Origin of the sequence: Pseudomonas sp. FP215 (assembly GCF_030687795.1) — a bacterium.
GTDB classification, from domain to species: domain Bacteria; phylum Pseudomonadota; class Gammaproteobacteria; order Pseudomonadales; family Pseudomonadaceae; genus Aquipseudomonas; species Aquipseudomonas salmasensis.
Genome location: NZ_CP117447.1, coordinates 178,432 through 196,955 on the forward strand (window position 1 = coordinate 178,432; position 18,524 = coordinate 196,955).

Here is an 18,524-nt window from a genome sequence, read left to right on the forward strand (position 1 = left end):
AGTCACACCAGATGAGGCGTATGAAAAAAAAGAGGGTGCAAAATGAGCCGTCGCAGAATTTGGCTGTTTTGGGGAGCGATGGATGCGATTTATCTCATTTGGTATGCGTCCAATAGTTTTTTAAACAATAGAATTCCGTATCTAAGTGATGTGATAAGCGCTTCAAATGTTTTGCGAGCGCACGGTGATGTGCAAATAGTTATGTTTGTGGGGGCGTTGGTTTTACAGGCCTCAATTTTTGCATCCTGCGCCATGTTTTTTCTTCAGAAAAAATCAGTCGTGTGGCTTGTCTTTTTTCAAACCCCCTTACGACTTGTGCTCGTTATCCCCTCCGTTTCGCTCCTGTTGATTGGCGCTCGAGTTTTGCCGCAGTACAACGTCCTGGCAATGGCTGGATTGATCGGTGCGTCGGAGATTTTAAAAGTCTGGAGCGTTTGGCGATGGAGCAAAAAATGCTGACGCTGACCTAATGTGCGGGCTTGCCCGCGAAGGCGGCGTGTCAGTCACTGAATATTCAACTGAACCACCGCTTTCGCAGGCAAGCCAGCTCCCACATTTTGTTTGTCGTATGGCGAATATCAGCGCTTTGCTGATGCCTACCCTAAAACCCATCCCTTTCAAGGTCTTCGGTAAAATCCCCTGAAATTTCATTCAGGGATCCCAAACGATGTGGGCCGATGTTCTAGCGCGTTTCGAGAAAAAAGCACCCGCCAGCGTCATGGCCAAATTGGCGCTGGAACAAGCTATTGCACCTGAGTGGGTCGATCAGGTCTTCGAAGAACATCGGCAACGGCAGTATTCTCGTGAACTACTGTTCTCGACCATAATCAAGCTGATGTCCCTTGTTTCATTGGGCTTGAAGCCATCCCTGCACGCCGCTGCGCGGCAACTGGAAGATCTCCCTGTCAGCTTGGCGGCGCTTTACGACAAAATCAGTCGTACAGAACCCGCGCTATTGCGCGCTCTGGTCACCGGTAGTGCGCAACGACTGACTCCAACCATCAAAGAACTGGGCTGCACGACGATGCTGCCGGACTGGCAGGTTCGCGTGGTAGACGGCAATCACCTGGCATCCACTGAGAAGCGTCTGGGGGCTTTACGCCAGGAGCGAGGTGCGGCTCGTCCCGGTTTTTCGGTAGTGGTCTACGATCCTGATCTCGATCAGGTCATCGACCTTCAGGCATGTGAGGATGCCTACGCCAGCGAGCGTGTTTGCGTGTTGCCTCTGTTGGCTAATGCTGAACCGGGCCAGGTGTGGCTGGCTGACCGACTCTACTGCACGCTTCCGGTAATGGAAGCTTGTGAGCAGGTCCAGACGTCCTTTGTCATTCGCCAGCAAGCCAAACATCCACGCCTGATTCAAGAGGGTGAGTGGCAAGAACCCGTGCCTGTGGAAACAGGCTCTGTGCGTGAGCAGATCATCCAGATCAGAGGCGGTTACCAATGTCGGCGCGTCGAACTGACGCTTCATTCGCCAACAGACTCGGGTGACAGCAGCTTGATGTTCTGGAGCAACCTGCCTGAAAGCGTCAGCGCTGAGCAGATCGCGCAACTCTATCGCCGCCGCTGGAGCATTGAAGGTATGTTCCAGCGACTGGAAGCGATCCTGGAAAGTGAAATCGAAACTCTCGGCAGCCCAAAGGCCGCCTTGCTCGGGTTCACTACGGCAGTGTTGGCCTACAACGTCATGGCCGTACTCAAGCGAAGCGTGGAGCAAGCCCATCGGGAGACCCAGCCTGATGGCTGGGAAGCCTCGATCTATCACTTGGCGGTCCAGGTCAGGAGTGGTTATGAGGGAATGCAGATTGCACTGCCCTCGGAATATCTTCCCGCCATCCCTGTGGAAAAGTTGGCCCAGCGTTTGTTGGAGCTGGCCAGAAACATCCAACCCAAACAAGTTGCGAAAAGTCCCCGCGGCCCCAAGGTGCCTAAACCCAAGACATGGGTGCAAGGCAAGGCGGTGAATGCGCATGTTTCAACGGACAGGGTAATCAAGGCTGCCAAAACGAAAAGACCTTGAAAGGGCTGACCCTAAAACCCGCTTTACTCAAGCCACATCCCACCACTCATCTGCGAAATTGTTTCAAAACTTGACGGCAAACCCTTCCTCCACCATATTGATAGTTAGCAAACTAACTGTATGCGAACTATCCAGTGCCTCAATCCCTCGAACAACTCCAGATGAGCCTCAGCAGCAGCATGGTGGTGGGCGCCCGTAATTGGCGCAAAATCTGCCAGACCACGCTGGTCAGCTATGGCATCTCCGAAGCCTGCGCCGTGCCGTTGTTGATGATCGGCCGCTTGGGCGACGGGGTACACCAAGTCAAAGTAGCCCAGGCTTCCGGTATGGAAAGCCCATCACTGGTGCGCCTGCTCGACCGGCTGTGCGGTGACGGTTACGTCTGCCGCACCGAAGACATCCACGACCGCCGCGCCAAGGCCCTGAGCCTTACCGAGCGTGGCCGTGAGCTGGTGCAGGCGGTGGAGGCGCAACTGGTGCGCCTGCGCAAGGACGTATTGGCGGATATCGCCCCCGACGATCTGCAAGCGGCACTGCGTGTATTGCGCGCCTTCGAAGCGGCCGAGGCTGTGTTGCCTTGAACGGATTTTTTACCGGCTTCCCGCCTGCCCGCGACTGGTTCTATGGGGTGCGTACCTTCGCTGCGTCGATGATCGCGCTGTACATCGCCATGCTCATGCAAATGCCGCGTCCGTACTGGGCGATGGCCACGGTGTATATCGTCTCCAGCCCGTTTGTCGGCCCTACCAGTTCCAAAGCCCTGTACCGCGCCATCGGCACCTTGATGGGCGCGGCGGCGGCGGTGCTGTTTGTGCCGATGTTCGTGCAGTCACCCTACATTCTGGTGGTGGTGATTGCGCTGTGGACCGGCACTTTGCTGTTCTTGTCCATGCACCTGCGCACCGCGAATAACTACGCCCTGATGCTGGCCGGCTACACCTTGCCGCTGATTGCCCTGCCGGTGGTGGATAACCCCTTGGCGGTCTGGGATGTGGCGGAGGCGCGTACCGAAGAAATCTTCCTCGGCATCGCGGTCGCGGCGGTGGTGGGCGCGATGTTCTGGCCTCGGCGCCTGATGCCGGTGTTCGATGGCTCGGTGGCCAAGTGGTTCAGCGACGCGCAGGTCTACAGCCAGCGCTTTCTCAGCCGCAAGGTCGACCCGGAAGAAGTCAGCAACCTGCGCGGCGGCATGGTCGCCACTTTCAACACCCTCGAATTGATGATCGGCCAACTGCCCCACGAAGGCGCGCGCCCGCAGACGGTACGCAACACCAAGGAACTGCGCGGGCGCATGATTCACCTGCTGCCGGTGATCGACGCATTGGATGATGCGGTGTACGCCATTGAGCACCGTGCGCCAGAGTTTCTTGATCAGCTCACGCCGCTGTTGGAAGAGGCCAATGCCTGGCTGCAAAACACCACCGAAGCCGCGCCCTTGGATCGCTGGCGCGTGCTGCGCGACAAGATCGACGCCGCCCAACCCCAAGGCGAAGCGCTGGATGACCGCCACACCTTGCTGTTCTCCAACGCCCTGTACCGCCTGGGCGAATGGGTCGACCTGTGGCAAGACTGCCGCAGCCTGCAAGCCGCCATCCAATGCGAAAGCCAGGACACCTGGCGCGCTGTCTACCGCCACTGGCGCCTGGGCCGACTCACGCCGTTCCTCGACCGTGGGCTGATGTTCTACTCGGCGTTTTCCACCGTGAGCGCAATCATCGTCGCCTCGGTGCTGTGGATTCTGCTGGGCTGGACCGACGGCGGCAGCGCCGTCATCCTCGCCGCCGTGGCGTGCAGCTTCTTCGCCTCGATGGACGACCCGGCGCCGCAGATCTACCGGTTCTTTTTCTGGACCGCCATGTCGGTGCTGTTCGCCAGCCTGTATCTGTTTCTGGTGCTGCCCAACCTGCATGACTTCCCCATGCTGGTGCTGGCCTTCGCCGTGCCGTTTATCTGCATCGGCACCCTTACCGTGCAGCCACGCTTTTACCTGGGCATGTTGCTGACGTTGGTGAACACGTCATCCTTCATCAGCATCCAGGGCGCCTATGACGCCGACTTTCTCAACTTCGCCAACGTCAACCTGGCCGGGCCCGTGGGCCTGCTGTTCGCCTTTGTGTGGACGTTGATCGCCCGGCCCTTCGGGGCAGAGCTGGCAGCCAAGCGCCTCACCCGTTTCAGCTGGCGCGACATCGTCAGCCTCACCGAGCCCGCCACCCTGGCCGAGCACCGGCACATGGCTGCCCAAATGCTCGACCGCCTGATGCAACACCTGCCGCGCCTGGCCCTCACCGGCCAGGACACCGGCATCGCCCTGCGCGACCTGCGCGTGGCGCTGAACCTGCTCGACCTGCTGGCCTACTCGCCACGCATCCTCGGTGTGCCACGGGTGTTGCTCAACCAGGTGGTGGAAGGCGTGGGCGGTTACTTCAAGGCGTGCCTCAAGGCGGGTGAACGCTTGCCCGCGCCCAGCGGTCTGCTGATGACCCTGGACCGCACGCGCCGTGCCCTCAACGGCCAGGGGCTGCAAGACGAAGACGACACGCGCCTGCATCTGCTGCACGCCTTGGCCGGCCTGCGCCTGGCGCTGTTGCCCGGTGTGGAGTTCATTGGCGGTACAGAGATGCAAGCGCCGTTACCTGATGGAGCGCCTTTATGATCGGTGACCTGGATATCAGCGGGGTGTTCCTGCCCACGCTGCTGGTGCTGATGGGCATTACTTATGTGTTGTTTCTGGTGGTGCACGGGTTGTTGACGCGCATGCACTTCTATCGCCTGGTCTGGCACCGGGCATTGTTCAATGTGGGGCTCTACGCGCTGTTGCTGGGCGCTGTGGACTCACTCAGTCGATATTTGATGACATGAAAAAACCTTTTTTGACTATCGGCCGTGTCGTCCTGACGTTGTTGGTCGTGAGTTTCGCGGTCGTCGTTGTGTGGCGCATGGTCATGTATTACATGTTTGCGCCCTGGACCCGTGACGGCCACATCCGTGCCGACATCGTGCAGATCGCCCCGGACGTGTCCGGGCTGATCCAGCGCGTGGACGTGCGCGACAACCAGTTGGTGACCAAGGGCCAGGTGCTCTTCGCCGTTGACCAGGACCGCTTCAAGCTGGCCCTGCGCCAAGCCCAGGCCGCCGTGGCCGACCGCCAGGAAACCCTGGCCCAGGCCCAGCGCGAGTACAAGCGTAACCGTGGCCTGGGCAACCTGGTACCCAGCGAGCAATTGGAAGAAAGCCAGTCCCGCGTCGCCCGCGCCCAATCGGCCCTGGCCGAAGCGCAGGTGACGGTGGACTCCGCCCAACTCAACCTCGACCGCTCGGTGATCCGCAGCCCTGTGGACGGCTACGTCAACGACCGCGCACCGCGTACCCAGGAATTCGTCACCGCCGGGCGCCCGGTGCTGTCGGTGGTGGACAGCAACTCGTTCCATATCGACGGTTACTTCGAAGAGACCAAGCTCGACGGCATCCACGTCGGCATGGGCGTGGACATCCGGGTGATCGGCGACAACGCGCGCCTGCATGGTCACGTGCAGAGCATCGTTGCCGGTATTGAAGACCGCGACCGCAGCAGCGGCTCCAACCTGTTGCCCAACGTCAACCCGGCGTTCAGCTGGGTGCGCCTGGCCCAGCGAATCCCGGTGCGGATTGCCTTTGATGACGTGCCGGCGGACTTTCGCATGATCGCCGGGCGTACGGCGACAGTGTCGATCATCGACGACAAGGTTAAAGACGGGGACAAACCATGAAGCGGCTTCTGGCAACCGCTTCCCTGGGGTTGTTGCTGTCGGCCTGCCAAGTGGTGGGGCCCGATTACAAACTGCCGGAACAGGCCGCCGTCAACCGTGGCGACCTGCAAGGGCCGATCATGGGCGAGGGCAGCAACGTCGTCTCGGCACCGGTGCCGGCCGATTGGTGGAAGCTGTACAAAGACCCGCGCCTGGACGAACTGGTGCGCCAGGCCATGGCTTCCAACACCGACCTGCGCGTGGCCGCCGCCAACCTGCAGCGCTCGCGTTATCAGGTGCAGCAGGCCGAATCCGCTGGCGGCTGGAGTGCCGGCGTCAAGGCCGAGGCCCAGCGTTTGCAAGAGTCTGGCGAGGCCTTCCTGCTGCCGGACAAAGTCCCGGTGGGCAATATCGGTAGCGTCGGGATTACCACGTCTTATCAATTCGACCTGTTCGGCACCCTGCAGCGCGGCATCGAAAGCGCCCAGGCCAGCGCCGACGCCACCCAGGCCGCGGCGGATATCGCCCGCATTACGCTGGTGGCCGATGTGGTGCGTTCCTACACCCAGGTGTGCGCGGCCAACGAAGAACTGGCGATTGCCAACGAATCCCTCGACCTGCAAGCCCAGAGCACCAAACTGACCCAGCGCCTGCGCGATGCCGGGCGTGGCGATGAGACCCAGGTGACTCGCTCGCAAACCCAATACAAATCCCTGCGCGCCGACATACCGCGCTATGAAGCTTCGCGTCAGGCGGCGCTGTTCCGGCTGTCGATGTTGCTGGCCAAACCGGTCGACCAACTGCCCGCCGGCACCGGCACCTGCGCCGAGCTGCCGCATATCGCCCAACTGCTGCCGGTGGGCGACGGCGCCACGCTGCTCAAGCGCCGCCCGGATGTACGCCAGGCCGAACGCCAACTGGCCGCCGCCACGGCGCGTATCGGCGTAGCGACCGGCGCGTTGTACCCGGATATCAGCATCGGCGCCACGGTCGGCACCGTCGGCTTATTGGAAAACCTCGGCACGCCTGCCACCAACCGCTGGGGCTTTGGCCCAATGATCAGCTGGACCGTGCCAACCAACGGCGCCCGCGCCCGGGTGCATGAAGCCGAAGCGGCAACTCAGGGCGCCCTGGCGCACTTCGACGGCGTGGTGCTCAACGCCATCCGCGAAACCCAGACCGGCCTGGCCCAATACACCGCCGTGTTGCAACGCCGCGACGCCCTGGCCGACGCCGAACAGTCAGCCCGAGAAGCGGCAGGCCAGACCCACCGCTTCTTCCAGGCCGGCCGCGAATCGTTCCTGGCCGACCTGCAGGCCACCCGCACCTACACCGACATGCGTGCGCAATTGGCGGCCGCCAACACCCAGGTTGCCATGAGCCAGATCGACCTGTTCCTGGCCCTGGGCGGCGGTTGGGAAAGCGGACGAACGCAAGGGGAAAAACCCGGCAAACCGTGAGGTGATTGCTATGCTTTCTTGGGTGAGGCCCGCTGACGCCTCGCCCGACAAAGCTCGCGTTTGCTCATGGGGATTCCAAGAATGAAAAACCCTTATGCTCCCGCTTTCTGGTGCGTGCTCTTTGCACTGGTGTTGTTATCGGCCGCGTATTTTTATGGCGTCATGCTCGCCCATCAACTCGACAAGGCCATGGTGTTCCTCGACAGCGCCTGCCTGGTGATCGGCACCTTATCCATCGGCGTGGTGGCCTGGGCGTCGTATCAAAACCAGCGGGTGAAGAAAAAACTCCTCGAACAGGGCAAGACCCGCGTGGCGATCTGGGACACCAAGGTCGCCCTGCGCCGCGTCGAAACCGTGTTCGACCGCTATTTCTGGGGCAGTTACTGGCAGCCGGGGCGCACGTTCCAGGAAGTCATGGGCGACCTCACCGGCACGCCGCTGGAAAAAAGCCTCGAAGTCCTGAAAAAACAATGCGTGCTGCTGGATCGGCAGGTTGCCGACGGTAGGCATTGGCTGGATAACGCGCGGGAATTGTCCGACGTGGCCACGCAAATGGCCCGCGAGCGCTACCAGCTGGATTTTTGCGACCCCAAGGCCGACACGCCGGGCAATGCCGTGATACACCGCGAGTTCGAGGTGTTGGTGTACACCTGGACCGCGCGCTTGAAGAGTTTTGATCACCAATTGGATGAAGTCGAACAAGAGTACTCCTGAACTCCTGCTGAACTGATCCCTCTGAAAGGCTGGGCCGTTTACGCCCGCCAGTGCTAATCTTCCCCAGCCTTTGGCCTCTCGGGCCACGACTGTAGGAGCGAGCTTGCTCGCGAAAGACGCCAACGATAACGCGTGCATCCTGGATGAACGCGGTGCCCCTGCGGTCTTCGCGAGCACGCTCGCTCCTACAGGAACCCCTATAGGGTTCAAGGAAGACAGCCCACTTCTCACAGGATTTGATCAGGTCACTTCATGAATAAGCCAGCCGTTGTTTTCTTGGGTTTTGTTGTCGCCGTCGGCGCCGTCAGTGCGGGCGGTGCCTGGTACACCGGTAAACAACTGGAGCCGGTCCTGCAAACCGCTATCCAGAGCGCCAATAAAGAACTGCAGACCTCCATGGCCGGCGTCGATGGCAGCGTGACCCTGGAGCTGGTGTCCCTGGATCGTGGCGTGTTCAGCAGCACCGCGCACTATCGCCTCAAAGGCCAAGGCAGCGTGTTCGGCGAAGATAACCCGAACCCTGAATTGCTGTTCGTCGACCATATCGAACACGGCCCGCTGCCGTTCTCGCGCCTGGTGACCCTCAAGTGGTTGCCGGTCATGGCCACCAGTCACTACGAACTGGAAAAGAACCCCACCACCGAAAAATGGTTTGCCGCCAGCAAAGACGTATCGCCCCTCAAAGGCGTGGCGAATATCGGCTATAGCCGTTCGGTCAGCGGCAACATCGAATTGCTGCCCCTGGAATTCAAAGAGGCCACCTCCTCTGTGAGCTTCTCCGGCGCCAACCTCAACTTCGACAGCAGCGCCGAAGGCCAGAAGGTCAAGGCCGAAGGCTTCATGAACAGCCTCAAGGTCGCCGCAGTGGACGCCGAAGGCGCACCGTTCGAAGCGGAACTGGCCGGCTTGACCGTGGCCAGCAACCTGGAAAAAACCACCTTCGGTTTCTACACCGGCCAGAACACCGTGGAACTGACCGACACCAAGGTCACCTTCGGCCCGCAGAAAGCCGTGCTGACCCTCAAGGGTTTCGAGCAGAAAGACTCCAGCGAGACCAAGGACAACAACCTGGCTGGCCGCGTCGACTACAAGATTGACGAGATCGGCTACCAGGGCAAAGCAGTCGGTTCGGCCGCCATGGCCGTGAGCATGAAGAACGTCGACATCCCGGCGATGCTGGTGCTGACCAAGCTCTACCAGGACAAAATGCAACCGGTGCAAGCCGCCGCCGCTGCCGGTCAACCGGTGCCGGAGCTGCAAATGACCGAAGCCGAGCAAGCCCTGGCCGAAGCCAACGTCAACCAAGTGCTGGCCGCCAAGCCGCAACTGGCGGTCGAAAACCTGTCGCTCAAAACCACCCGTGGCGAAAGCAAGTTCAACCTGGTGGTGGACCTGACCAAGCCAACGTCCATGGAACTGCCGCCGGTTGAACTGGGCAAGCAAATGGTCTCGCTGCTGGATGCCAACCTCACCCTGTCCAAGCCGATGATCAGCGACGTGGCGGCCCTGCAAGCCCAGGTGGGCGGCGTGACCGACCCGCAAGCCATCGAACAGCAATCGCAGATGGCGGCCGAGATGGTCAGCAGCATGGCGGTTGGCACCCAAATGGCGACCCTGGTGGGTACCGACGTGGTTTCCAAGCTGCACTACGCCAACAACGAAGTGACCTTCAACGGCCAGAAGATGACCGTTGAGCAGTTCCTCAGCTTCGTGATGTCCAAAGCCGGTGCGGTCAGCGGCGCCCAATAAACCTGAAATGCAGTAAAAAATGTGGGAGCGGGCTTGTGTGGGAGCTGGCTTGCCTGCGATAGCATCGCCTCGGTCTGGCTGAATAACCGAGGTGCCTGCATCGCGGGCAAGCCCGGCTCCCACCCAAATCTTGCTGCCACATTTGTTTTTTGTGAGGGGCAAAACACCGCGCTCGCACAATTCTGAACAATTGTTCTGATTTGAGCTTTTCTGAACCGCGCTCGGTGATAGTGCATCCAGGAAAGCTAGGTCGGGTCACGAGACGCCGACACCCTGATGCGTTTCGCTCAGGATCACCTATCGTTAAGGCTTTCCGTGTGTAAGGAAGCTCACGATATGCTGCGAAACCACCCCTACAGTGCCTCCGGCCGGTTGCGTCTGCTTATCGGGGCCGCCCTGTGCAGCCAATTGCTGGTCCCAGGCCTTGCGTTTGCCGACCCAGCCTACGACGCCCTGATCATCCAGGCCCGCAACGGCCACTTCACGCCAGCGCTGACCCAACTGCGCCAACTCTCCGCCGAACGCCAGACCCCAGGCCAGGTCAGTGACCACCTGGTGATCGCCGGCTGGGCCGGGCAAGACGCAGAAGTGCTCAAGGTGTACGAAGCGCAAGGCAAGCATCGCAACCTCACCACCCAGGCACTCGCCACGGTGGCGCGCACTTATCGCAATCAAAAGCAGTGGGCTCAGGCCGAAGCGGTCTATCGCCAGGCGTTGCTGCGTGAACCCAATAACGTCGACCTGCAACTGGGCCAGGCCCTCACCCAGGCCGATGGCGGCAAAGCCAACGAGGCGGTGCAACGCCTGCGCACGCTAGTGGCGGCCCAACCCAATGACCCCAACCGCCGCATGGCCCTGGGGTATGCGCTGACACGCGCTGGCCTGAACTACGACGCGCTGTTCGAGTTCGACCAAGCCTTTATCCGCGCCGGTGATAAACCCGAAGTGGCCCGCGAATACATCGTCGCCCTGCAAAAGGCCCGCCTGCCGGAGCCGGCACTGCGCCTCTCAGCCAAGCGCCCGGGGTTGGTGGACGCCGTTACCCAGCGCCGCCTCGAAGGTGACCTTGCCGCCGAGCGTGTGCGCATGGCCGAGTTCGCCACGCGCAGTGAAAAGGAACGCTACGTCATCGCTGACCGTGCTCTGCAGGACTACGACAAACTGATCAGCCGCTGGGCACCGGACGCCACAGCCAAGGACGATGTCGTTCGCTGGCGCATCGACCGCCTGGGCGCGCTCAAGGCGCGAGCACGGCATGCCGAGGTGATCCGCGATTACCAAACCCTCACCAGCGAAGGTGTGCAACTGCCCACCTACGCCTTGCGTTGGGTCGCAGGCTCTTACCTGGAACAGCGCCAGCCGGAAAAAGCCGAGCCGCTGTACCGCCAGGTACTCACCGCCCCCGACACCGACGCCAGCTATCGGGTCGATGACAGCACGGCGCTGTTCTACGCCTTGTTGGAAAGCGACAAGGTCGACGAGGCTCGCCAGGTCGCCAACAACCTGGCCAAGGAGCAAAACCCCCGCGTCGAACTCAAGGGCTTGCCCATTGGCAACCCCAATGACAACTGGATGGACGCCCAACAATTATCTGCCCAGGCCGGTACCTATGGCGGTGACCTGCCCGGCAGCGAAGCCAGCCTGGAAGCGCTGGTGGCCAAGGCGCCGGGCAACGTGGGCCTGCGCCTGGCCCAGGCCGACATGTACCGCGCCCGCGACTGGCCGCGCCGCGCCGAAGGCACGCTCAAGGAAACCGAAACCCAGGCCCCCCGCGACATCGGCCTGGAAGTCTCCCAAGCCTATACCGCCATGGACTTGCAAGAATGGCGGCAGATGGACACGCTCACCGACGACGTGCTCGCCCGCAACCCCGACAACCGTCAGGTGCAACGCTTGAGCCGCCTGCGCGATGTGCACGACATGGCCGAGTTGCGTGTCGAGGCCTACACCGGCAAAAGCTACGGTGGCGGCAATAACAACGACGCCGGCGCCGTCTCCGGCAGCCGAGACTGGGGCATCGAAAGCGTGATCTACACGCCACCCATCGACGAAGACTGGCGCCTGTTCGCTGGCGCCGGCTATGCCACCGCCGACTTCCAGGAAGGCACCGGCCAACATCGCTGGCAGCGTGTGGGCGTGGAGCGTCGCACCCGTGACATGACCATCGAAGCCGAAGTGTCCAACCACTCCTATGGCGACGGTTCCAAGCAAGGCGCCAGCGTGTCGATTGCCCGCGACATCAATGACCACTGGCAATACGGCGGCAGCCTCGGCTATTTGCTCAGCACCACCCCGTTGCGAGCCTTGAATGACGGCGTCACAGCCAACGGCGGCAGCGGTTTTATCCGCTGGCGTGCCAACGAAAGCCGCGAGTGGAAGCTGACCCTCAGCCCGTCCCATTTCAGCGATGGCAACGACCGCTTCGAAGCCTTGCTCACCGGCCGCGAAGGCCTCTACAGCTCGCCCCATGTGCAAGTGGACCTGGGCCTGGAAGTGGGTGCCAGCCGCAACAGCAAGGAAGACACCGTGTACTTCAACCCGAAGTCGGACTTCACGGTGTTGCCCATGATCAACGTCAATCACGTGCTCTATCACCGCTACGAAACCCAGTGGAGTCAGCAGTTCCAAATCGGCGCGGGTACCTACAGTCAGCGTGACTATTCCACCGGCGGTATCGGCCTGATTGGCTACGGCCAACGCTATCGCTGGAACGACGTACTGGAAATGGGCGCCAACCTCAGCCTGATCAGCCGACCTTATGACGGTGATCGCGAACGCGATCTGCGCCTGCTCGTCGACCTCACTTACCGTTTCTAAAAGAGCCTGACCATGACCGTCCTCAGCCGTTGCTTGTTGGTCCTGGGTGTAATGCTGGCCGCCGCCTGCGCCCAACAACCCGCGCCCTACACCCCACCCGCCGAACGGCCGATAGCGCCCAACGAAGCGCCGTGGCCGAAGAACCACTTTTTGGGCATTGCCTATCACGACGTGGAAGATCGGGACCCCGATCAAGCCGTGGTGGCGGTGCGCACCGAGCGTTTGATCGAGCAGCTGGCGTGGCTGCGGGAGAATGGCTACCAGGCGGTCAGCGTCGATCAGATTCTGGCGGCCCGGCGCGGCGGCCCGGCATTGCCACCCAAGGCGGTGATGCTCAGCTTCGATGACGGTTACTCCAGCTTCTACACCCGCGTGATGCCGATTCTGCGTGCTTATCACTGGCCGGCTCTGTTGGCTCCGGTGGGCTCCTGGATCGACACGCCGCTGAACCAACCAGTGGATTTTGCCGGTACGCCACGACCACGCGGAGAATTCCTGACGTGGCAGCAGATTCGCGAAGTGTCCCAGTCGGGCCTGGTGGAGATTGCCGCCCACACCGATGCCAACCACAAGGGCATCCTCGCCAACCCCCAGGGCAACCTGGAACCGGCCGCCACCACGCGAAGCTTTGACCCCAAGACCAACGGCTACGAAAGCGAAGCGCAGTTCCAGGCACGTATGCGGGCTGACGTCGCGGCGATTTCCAACAAAATTCGTACCGTCACCGGCAAGGCGCCGCGAGTATGGGTGTGGCCGTACGGGGCGGCCGATGGCACCTCGTTGGCGGTGGTGGGCGAGCACGGCTATGAAATGGCATTGACCCTGGAGGATGGGCTCGACGACCTCGGCAACCTGATGAACAGCCCACGCTTTTTGGTGGCCTCCGACCCGGACGGCGAGCATTTTGCCAACAGCATGGTGGCTGTGCAGGCCAAGGCGCCGATGCGCGTGCTGCACGTAGACCTGGACAACGTATACGACCCCGACCCGGCCCAACAGGCGCGCAACCTCGACGTGTTGGTTCAGCGCGTGGTGGACATGGGCGCCGGTACCGTGTTCCTGCAAGCCTTCGCCGACCCCAAGGGCGACGGCCTGGTGCATTCGCTGTACTTCCCCAACCGCCACCTGCCGATGCGGGCCGACCTGTTCAACCGGGTCGCCTGGCAGTTGCACACCCGCGCCCATGCCAGTGTGTACGCCTGGATGCCGGTGCTGAGTTTCGCCCTGGACCCCAAGCTGCCGCGTGTCACCCGCTGGGACCCGAAAACCGGCCAGATCGGCCCCGACCCGGATCAATACAAGCGCCTGTCGCCGTTTGATCCCAAGGTGCGGCAGATCATCGGTGAGATCTACCAAGACCTGGCGCGTGTAGGGCCGATTGACGGCATCCTTTACCACGATGATGCGGTGTTCAACGACTTTGAAGACGCCAGCCCCGCCGCGCTCAAGGCCTACGCCGCCCAAGGCTTGCCGGACAGCATCGCCGCCCTGCGGGCCGACCCTGCCGTGATGCAGCGCTGGGCCCGTTTCAAAAGCCGCTACCTGATCGACTTTACCCATGAGCTCACCGCCAAGGTCCGCGCCATCCGTGGCCCGCAGGTGCTGACCGCGCGCAATATTTTCGCCGAGCCCATGCTCAACCCAGGCAGCGAAACCTGGTTCGCGCAGAACCTCGATGACTTCCTCCAGGCCTACGACTGGACCGCGCCGATGGCGATGCCGTTGATGGAAGGCCAGGAAGTGAAAACCTCCAACGCCTGGCTGGAAAAACTCATCGCCACGGTTAAGGCGCGCCCCGGCGCGATGCAAAAAACCATCTTCGAATTGCAAGCCAAAGATTGGCGCACCCAGGCCGCACCGGATATCAGCGCTGAGCAATTGGCAGAGTGGATGGGTGTACTCAAACGCCAGGGCGTCACCAGTTTCGGCTACTACCCGGACAACTTCCTGGAAAACTCCCCGGACTTGAAGACTATCCGTCCGGCCCTCTCCAACCAATGGAACCCTTGATCATGGTTGACAGAATCCTGGCTCTATTCGTGTTGGCACTGGTACTGGGCTTGCCCCTGGGCCTGATCTTCCTGGTGACCGGGCAGTTTTTGATGGACTTCGTGTTCTTCTACCCGTTGTTCATGTCGGCGCTGTGGATCGCCGGTGGCCTGTATTTCTGGCTGCACTGGGAACGCCACTGGCCCTGGGAAGAAGACACGCCGGCGCCGACCCTGGTCGGCGAGCCGCTGATCTCGATCATCATCCCTTGCTACAACGAGGGCGATAACGTCGCCGACACCATTGATGCGGCCCTCGGCCAGGTGTACCCGAACATCGAAGTGATCGCCGTCAACGATGGCTCCAGCGACAACACCGCCGCAGTACTCGATGCCCTGGCGTTGCAACACCCGCGCTTGCGCGTGCTGCACCTGGCGCAGAACCAGGGCAAGGCCGTGGCCCTGCGCATGGGCGCCGTGGCTGCCCGCAGCGAATACCTGGTGTGCATCGACGGCGATGCTTTGCTGGATAAAAACGCGGCGGCCTACATGGTCGCGCCGATGCTCGACAACCCGCGCCTGGGGGCCGTCACCGGCAACCCGCGCATTCGTACCCGCTCGACCCTGATCGGCCGGGTGCAGGTGGGCGAGTTCTCCTCGATCATCGGTTTGATCAAGCGTACCCAGCGGGTGTTCGGCCGGATCTTCACGGTCTCCGGTGTGGTGGTGGCGTTCCGCAAGAAAGCCCTGGACCGCATCGACTACTGGAGCACCGACATGATCACCGAGGACATCGATGTCAGTTGGAAGCTGCAACTCGATCACTGGGCGATCTTCTATGAGCCGCGCGCGCTGTGCTGGATCCTCATGCCCGAAACCGTCGGCGGCCTGTGGAAGCAACGCCTGCGTTGGGCCCAGGGCGGCGCCGAAGTGCTGTTCAAGAACATCCGTGGCATTTGGCAATGGCGCCACCGCTACCTGTGGCCGCTGTTGTTCGAATACTGCCTGTCCACCGGTTGGGCCTTCACCTTTCTGCTGTCGGTGATCTTCTGGGCCGTGGGTAAATTCGTCACGCTGCCGGCGGCGATCACCGTGAGCTCGTTGGTGCCGCCCGCGTTCACCGGCCTGGTGCTGGCGATGGTGTGCCTGCTGCAGTTTGCGGTGAGCATTCTGATCGACCGGCGCTACGAAAAAGACCTGTGGAAAACCCTGTTCTGGACCGTGTGGTACCCGATGGTGTTCTGGTTGGTGAGCCTGCTCACTACTCTGGTCAGCTTTCCCAAGGTGTTGTTCAACCAGCATCAGAAACGCGCACGCTGGGTCAGCCCGGACCGCGGTATCAAACCTGCACAAGAGGAGGCGTGAGCATGAAACTGGTCAGAACTCGCCAAAACACACTGATGTGGATCGTCGATGTGCTGCTGACCCTGCTGGCCTGGGGTGGGTTGATTTGGTTGCTGGCGCGAGGCATCAGCGCCATGCTTGAAACCCACGGCGGCCCACGCATCGAGGCGCCGATCTTTGCTGCGCTCAACACCTTGCAGGTTTACCTGTGGATCGCGCTGTTCAATGCGGTGATCCTGATCAGTTGGGCGCGCTATCAGCAGCATCGCGGGCGCAAATTCGCCCAGCGCCGCGCCGAAGCCAATGCACTGAGCGACCAGCACCTGAGTGAAAGTTTCAACCTGGGCGATGGCGACCTCGAACAACTGCGCCGCCCTGGCGTGCTGGTCATCCACAACGATGAAGAGGGCGGCGTCGAAGAAGTGAAATCCCACGTCTCCCGCGACGTCGAACGCCCCGGCCTGACCCTGGTGCCCGACAAAGACAAGGGCATTATGTAGGAGCGAGCTTGCTCGCGAAAAACGCCAACGATAACGCGGGCATCCTGATTAAACACGGCGCCTGTGAGTTTTTCGCGAGCGAGCTCGCTCCTACAAAATGGCGCGGGTGCTCCCCACTGGGTTCAACGCACGCGTTGCAATTCCGATAAATGGGATCCAATTCACAAAACCCCCGCGAACTTTTCCCCCTTCTCTGGTACTAACCTAACTCGACGAACACCTGATGGCTAAGTAATGGCAGTCGGAAAGTCATTCGTCGAATCGCCATCAAAACAGTTGCCGCTTGTCGGAATAATCACCGTAAGTGCCCGACTTAAACTCTTTTGATGAAAAATTATTATTAATAATCAACAGGTTAGAAAACTAATCAGTCGAGCGGCCCCACGTCGCCCGTTTCTAGGCGAGCTGGAAGTTCGATGTTAGTTTCGCGGCCCTTGATTTTCGATGGATCGAACATGTCTTCGTTATTGCCATGGACCCGGTTACTGCTCTGCACTTTCCTGCTCACTTGCATGGGCCTGAACAGTGCATCCGCCGCCCCCACGCCTGGCGATCAGGACTTGATCCGCGACCGGCAGAACCGCCTGCTCGAAGAGCAGCAGCGGCGCCTCCAGGAGCTTCAGGACCTGCCCGGCAAAGCGGACAAGCCTCAAGCCCCGGCAACCCCGGCTGACACCCGTTGCTTCCCCATCAAAACCATCGAACTCAAAGGCGCTGACAGCCTGCCGGCGCCCGACCGCGAGCGCCTGCTCAAGCCCTATATCGGCCAATGCCTGGGGGTGTCCCAGCTCAACGAGCTGCTCAAGGTCATCACCGACTACTACTTGGGCAAAGGCCGCGTTACCAGCCGTGCCTACCTGCCACAGCAAGACCTCTCCACCGGTCATCTGCAAGTGTTGGTGGTGGAAGGCAAGCTCGAAGCCCTGCGCAGCGCCGAAGGCAGCACGGTGACCGATCGCGAGCTGGCCATGGCCTTTCCTGGCAAGGTCGGTGAAGCGCTGAACCTGCGTGAAATCGAGCAACTGGTGGACCAGCTCAACCGCCTGCCATCCAAACAGGCGCAGATGGAACTCACCCCCGGCCAGCAAGTGGGCGGCAGCGACGTGGTGGTCAAGAACACCGCGCAAAAGCCCTGGCGCGCCAGCCTCTCGCGCAATAACGACGGGCAGAAAAGCACCGGCGAACAGCAATGGGGCGCGGGCCTGGAGTGGGACAGCCCACTCGGCCTGGGCGACCAACTGATGCTGCGCGGCGGCCACGACGCCATCAGCGACCACCAGAAAACCTCGAAAAACACCATGCTCTACTACAACCTGCCCTGGGGCTGGTGGAACTTCAGCTACACCTACAGCGAGAGCGACTACCGCACCTACGGCGTGACCGACGGCTTCAAATACAAGCAGGACGGCGACAACCAGAACCACCAACTGCGCGCCGAGCGGGTGATCCACCGCGATGACGTCAGCAAAACCTCGGTCAACGTCGGCCTGGCGCACCTGCGCACCAACAACTACATCCTCGACGTGCGCACCGCGCCCAGCAGCAACCGCCTCAGCGAACTGCAACTGGGCGTCAACCACGGTCGGCGCATCGGCAGTGCCTTCGTCAACCTGGACCTGGGCATGCAAAGCGGCATCGGCCTGCTCGACGCCCAGGCCCAAGACGAGCGTGACCCAGCAGGCCGTCGCCAGCCGAACTCGCGCTACCGCAAATACACCGCCACCGTCAGCTACCTGCAACCCTTCAGCCTGTGGGGCGAGTCGTTCAGCTTCAGCAGTTTGGCCACCGGCCAACGCAGCGAAGACCCGCTGTTTTCGCCGCAGCGCATGAGCCTTGGCGGCTCGGCCTCGGTGCGCGGTTTCAAGGACCAATTGCTGACCGGCGACAGCGGCGGCTACTGGCGCAACGAAGTGCGCTGGGCGCGCCCGGTGACCCTCGACTGGATGCGCCCGGCCTTCGCCGAGTACGGCGCCAGTGTCGGCTACGACCAGGGCGTGATCCGCAACGACCGCTACAACGGCAACGTGCATGGCCGGGTGTCCAGCAACTCCCTGGAGCTGTTCGCCCGTGGCAAACACGTCAGCACCAGCGTGACCTTTGCCCATTCGTTAGAAAGACCCGGTGTGGTGACCGAGCGCGAAGCGCCGATCTACTTCCGCATGGATTTTTTCCTGTAATTCAACGCCCCGCTGCATGAGAGCCTG

Annotated in this window: 14 protein-coding genes; all 14 read left to right on the forward strand. The window is 61.4% G+C overall.

Going from position 1 to position 18,524, the window contains the following annotated elements; all coding sequences use genetic code 11:
• The first annotated feature begins 42 nt into the window (after positions 1–42).
• Positions 43–459: a hypothetical protein gene (locus PSH76_RS00740; RefSeq protein WP_138761807.1), complete on the forward strand. Its 417-nt coding sequence runs from the start codon at positions 43–45 to the stop codon at positions 457–459.
• A 259-nt stretch (positions 460–718) separates the two neighbouring features.
• Positions 719–2,020 carry an IS4 family transposase gene (locus PSH76_RS00745; RefSeq protein ID WP_305494429.1) on the forward strand — a complete coding sequence of 434 codons (1,302 nt, stop codon included), beginning with the start codon at positions 719–721 and terminating at the stop codon, positions 2,018–2,020.
• Positions 2,021–2,181: 161 nt separating this feature from the next.
• Complete coding sequence (locus PSH76_RS00750; protein ID WP_305493445.1) at positions 2,182–2,601, forward strand: MarR family winged helix-turn-helix transcriptional regulator; 420 nt, start codon at positions 2,182–2,184, stop codon at positions 2,599–2,601.
• Complete coding sequence (locus tag PSH76_RS00755; protein WP_032894229.1) at positions 2,598–4,676, forward strand: FUSC family protein; 2,079 nt, start codon at positions 2,598–2,600, stop codon at positions 4,674–4,676. Before PSH76_RS00750 ends, PSH76_RS00755 begins: the two co-directional genes overlap by 4 nt.
• The gene (locus PSH76_RS00760; RefSeq protein ID WP_003187469.1) at positions 4,673–4,882 is read left to right on the forward strand and encodes a DUF1656 domain-containing protein; all 210 of its coding nucleotides are present in this window, start codon (positions 4,673–4,675) and stop codon (positions 4,880–4,882) included. The genes PSH76_RS00755 and PSH76_RS00760 overlap by 4 nt, the downstream gene beginning before the upstream one ends.
• On the forward strand, positions 4,879–5,769 hold the full coding sequence (locus PSH76_RS00765) for an HlyD family secretion protein (protein ID WP_032894228.1): 891 nt from the start codon (positions 4,879–4,881) through the stop codon (positions 5,767–5,769). Before PSH76_RS00760 ends, PSH76_RS00765 begins: the two co-directional genes overlap by 4 nt.
• Complete coding sequence (locus tag PSH76_RS00770; RefSeq protein WP_032894227.1) at positions 5,766–7,208, forward strand: efflux transporter outer membrane subunit; 1,443 nt, start codon at positions 5,766–5,768, stop codon at positions 7,206–7,208. Before PSH76_RS00765 ends, PSH76_RS00770 begins: the two co-directional genes overlap by 4 nt.
• Positions 7,209–7,289: 81 nt before the next feature.
• Positions 7,290–7,922, forward strand: coding sequence for a hypothetical protein (locus PSH76_RS00775; RefSeq protein WP_019819550.1), 633 nt, complete (start codon positions 7,290–7,292; stop codon positions 7,920–7,922).
• A 252-nt stretch (positions 7,923–8,174) separates the two neighbouring features.
• On the forward strand, positions 8,175–9,671 hold the full coding sequence (locus PSH76_RS00780) for a YdgA family protein (RefSeq protein WP_047712291.1): 1,497 nt from the start codon (positions 8,175–8,177) through the stop codon (positions 9,669–9,671).
• Positions 9,672–10,007: 336 nt separating this feature from the next.
• Entirely contained in the window at positions 10,008–12,488 is a 2,481-nt protein-coding gene (gene pgaA, locus PSH76_RS00785; protein ID WP_032894222.1) for a poly-beta-1,6 N-acetyl-D-glucosamine export porin PgaA, read from the forward strand.
• A 12-nt stretch (positions 12,489–12,500) separates the two neighbouring features.
• Entirely contained in the window at positions 12,501–14,498 is a 1,998-nt protein-coding gene (gene pgaB, locus PSH76_RS00790; RefSeq protein WP_305493446.1) for a poly-beta-1,6-N-acetyl-D-glucosamine N-deacetylase PgaB, read from the forward strand.
• Between the two features lie 2 nt (positions 14,499–14,500).
• Positions 14,501–15,841 carry a poly-beta-1,6-N-acetyl-D-glucosamine synthase gene (pgaC, locus tag PSH76_RS00795; RefSeq protein ID WP_305493447.1) on the forward strand — a complete coding sequence of 447 codons (1,341 nt, stop codon included), beginning with the start codon at positions 14,501–14,503 and terminating at the stop codon, positions 15,839–15,841.
• A 2-nt stretch (positions 15,842–15,843) separates the two neighbouring features.
• On the forward strand, positions 15,844–16,320 hold the full coding sequence (gene pgaD / locus PSH76_RS00800) for a poly-beta-1,6-N-acetyl-D-glucosamine biosynthesis protein PgaD (RefSeq protein WP_034125431.1): 477 nt from the start codon (positions 15,844–15,846) through the stop codon (positions 16,318–16,320).
• 455 nt (positions 16,321–16,775) lie between these two features.
• Complete coding sequence (locus tag PSH76_RS00805; protein WP_305493448.1) at positions 16,776–18,497, forward strand: ShlB/FhaC/HecB family hemolysin secretion/activation protein; 1,722 nt, start codon at positions 16,776–16,778, stop codon at positions 18,495–18,497.
• The last annotated feature ends 27 nt before the right edge of the window (positions 18,498–18,524 follow it).

Bases quoted from the DNA above. Each gene is read 5' to 3' on its own strand.
- pgaC (WP_305493447.1), top strand. From the start codon at position 14,501: ATGGTTGACAGAATCCTGGCTCTATTCGTGTTGGCACTGGTACTGGGC.
- PSH76_RS00750 (WP_305493445.1), top strand. From the start codon at position 2,182: ATGAGCCTCAGCAGCAGCATGGTGGTGGGCGCCCGTAATTGGCGCAAA.
- PSH76_RS00805 (WP_305493448.1), top strand. From the start codon at position 16,776: ATGTCTTCGTTATTGCCATGGACCCGGTTACTGCTCTGCACTTTCCTG.
- pgaA (WP_032894222.1), top strand. From the start codon at position 10,008: ATGCTGCGAAACCACCCCTACAGTGCCTCCGGCCGGTTGCGTCTGCTT.
- PSH76_RS00765 (WP_032894228.1), top strand. From the start codon at position 4,879: ATGAAAAAACCTTTTTTGACTATCGGCCGTGTCGTCCTGACGTTGTTG.
- PSH76_RS00770 (WP_032894227.1), top strand. From the start codon at position 5,766: ATGAAGCGGCTTCTGGCAACCGCTTCCCTGGGGTTGTTGCTGTCGGCC.
- PSH76_RS00780 (WP_047712291.1), top strand. From the start codon at position 8,175: ATGAATAAGCCAGCCGTTGTTTTCTTGGGTTTTGTTGTCGCCGTCGGC.
- PSH76_RS00740 (WP_138761807.1), top strand. From the start codon at position 43: ATGAGCCGTCGCAGAATTTGGCTGTTTTGGGGAGCGATGGATGCGATT.
- pgaB (WP_305493446.1), top strand. From the start codon at position 12,501: ATGACCGTCCTCAGCCGTTGCTTGTTGGTCCTGGGTGTAATGCTGGCC.
- pgaD (WP_034125431.1), top strand. From the start codon at position 15,844: ATGAAACTGGTCAGAACTCGCCAAAACACACTGATGTGGATCGTCGAT.
- PSH76_RS00760 (WP_003187469.1), top strand. From the start codon at position 4,673: ATGATCGGTGACCTGGATATCAGCGGGGTGTTCCTGCCCACGCTGCTG.
- PSH76_RS00745 (WP_305494429.1), top strand. From the start codon at position 719: ATGGCCAAATTGGCGCTGGAACAAGCTATTGCACCTGAGTGGGTCGAT.
- PSH76_RS00775 (WP_019819550.1), top strand. From the start codon at position 7,290: ATGAAAAACCCTTATGCTCCCGCTTTCTGGTGCGTGCTCTTTGCACTG.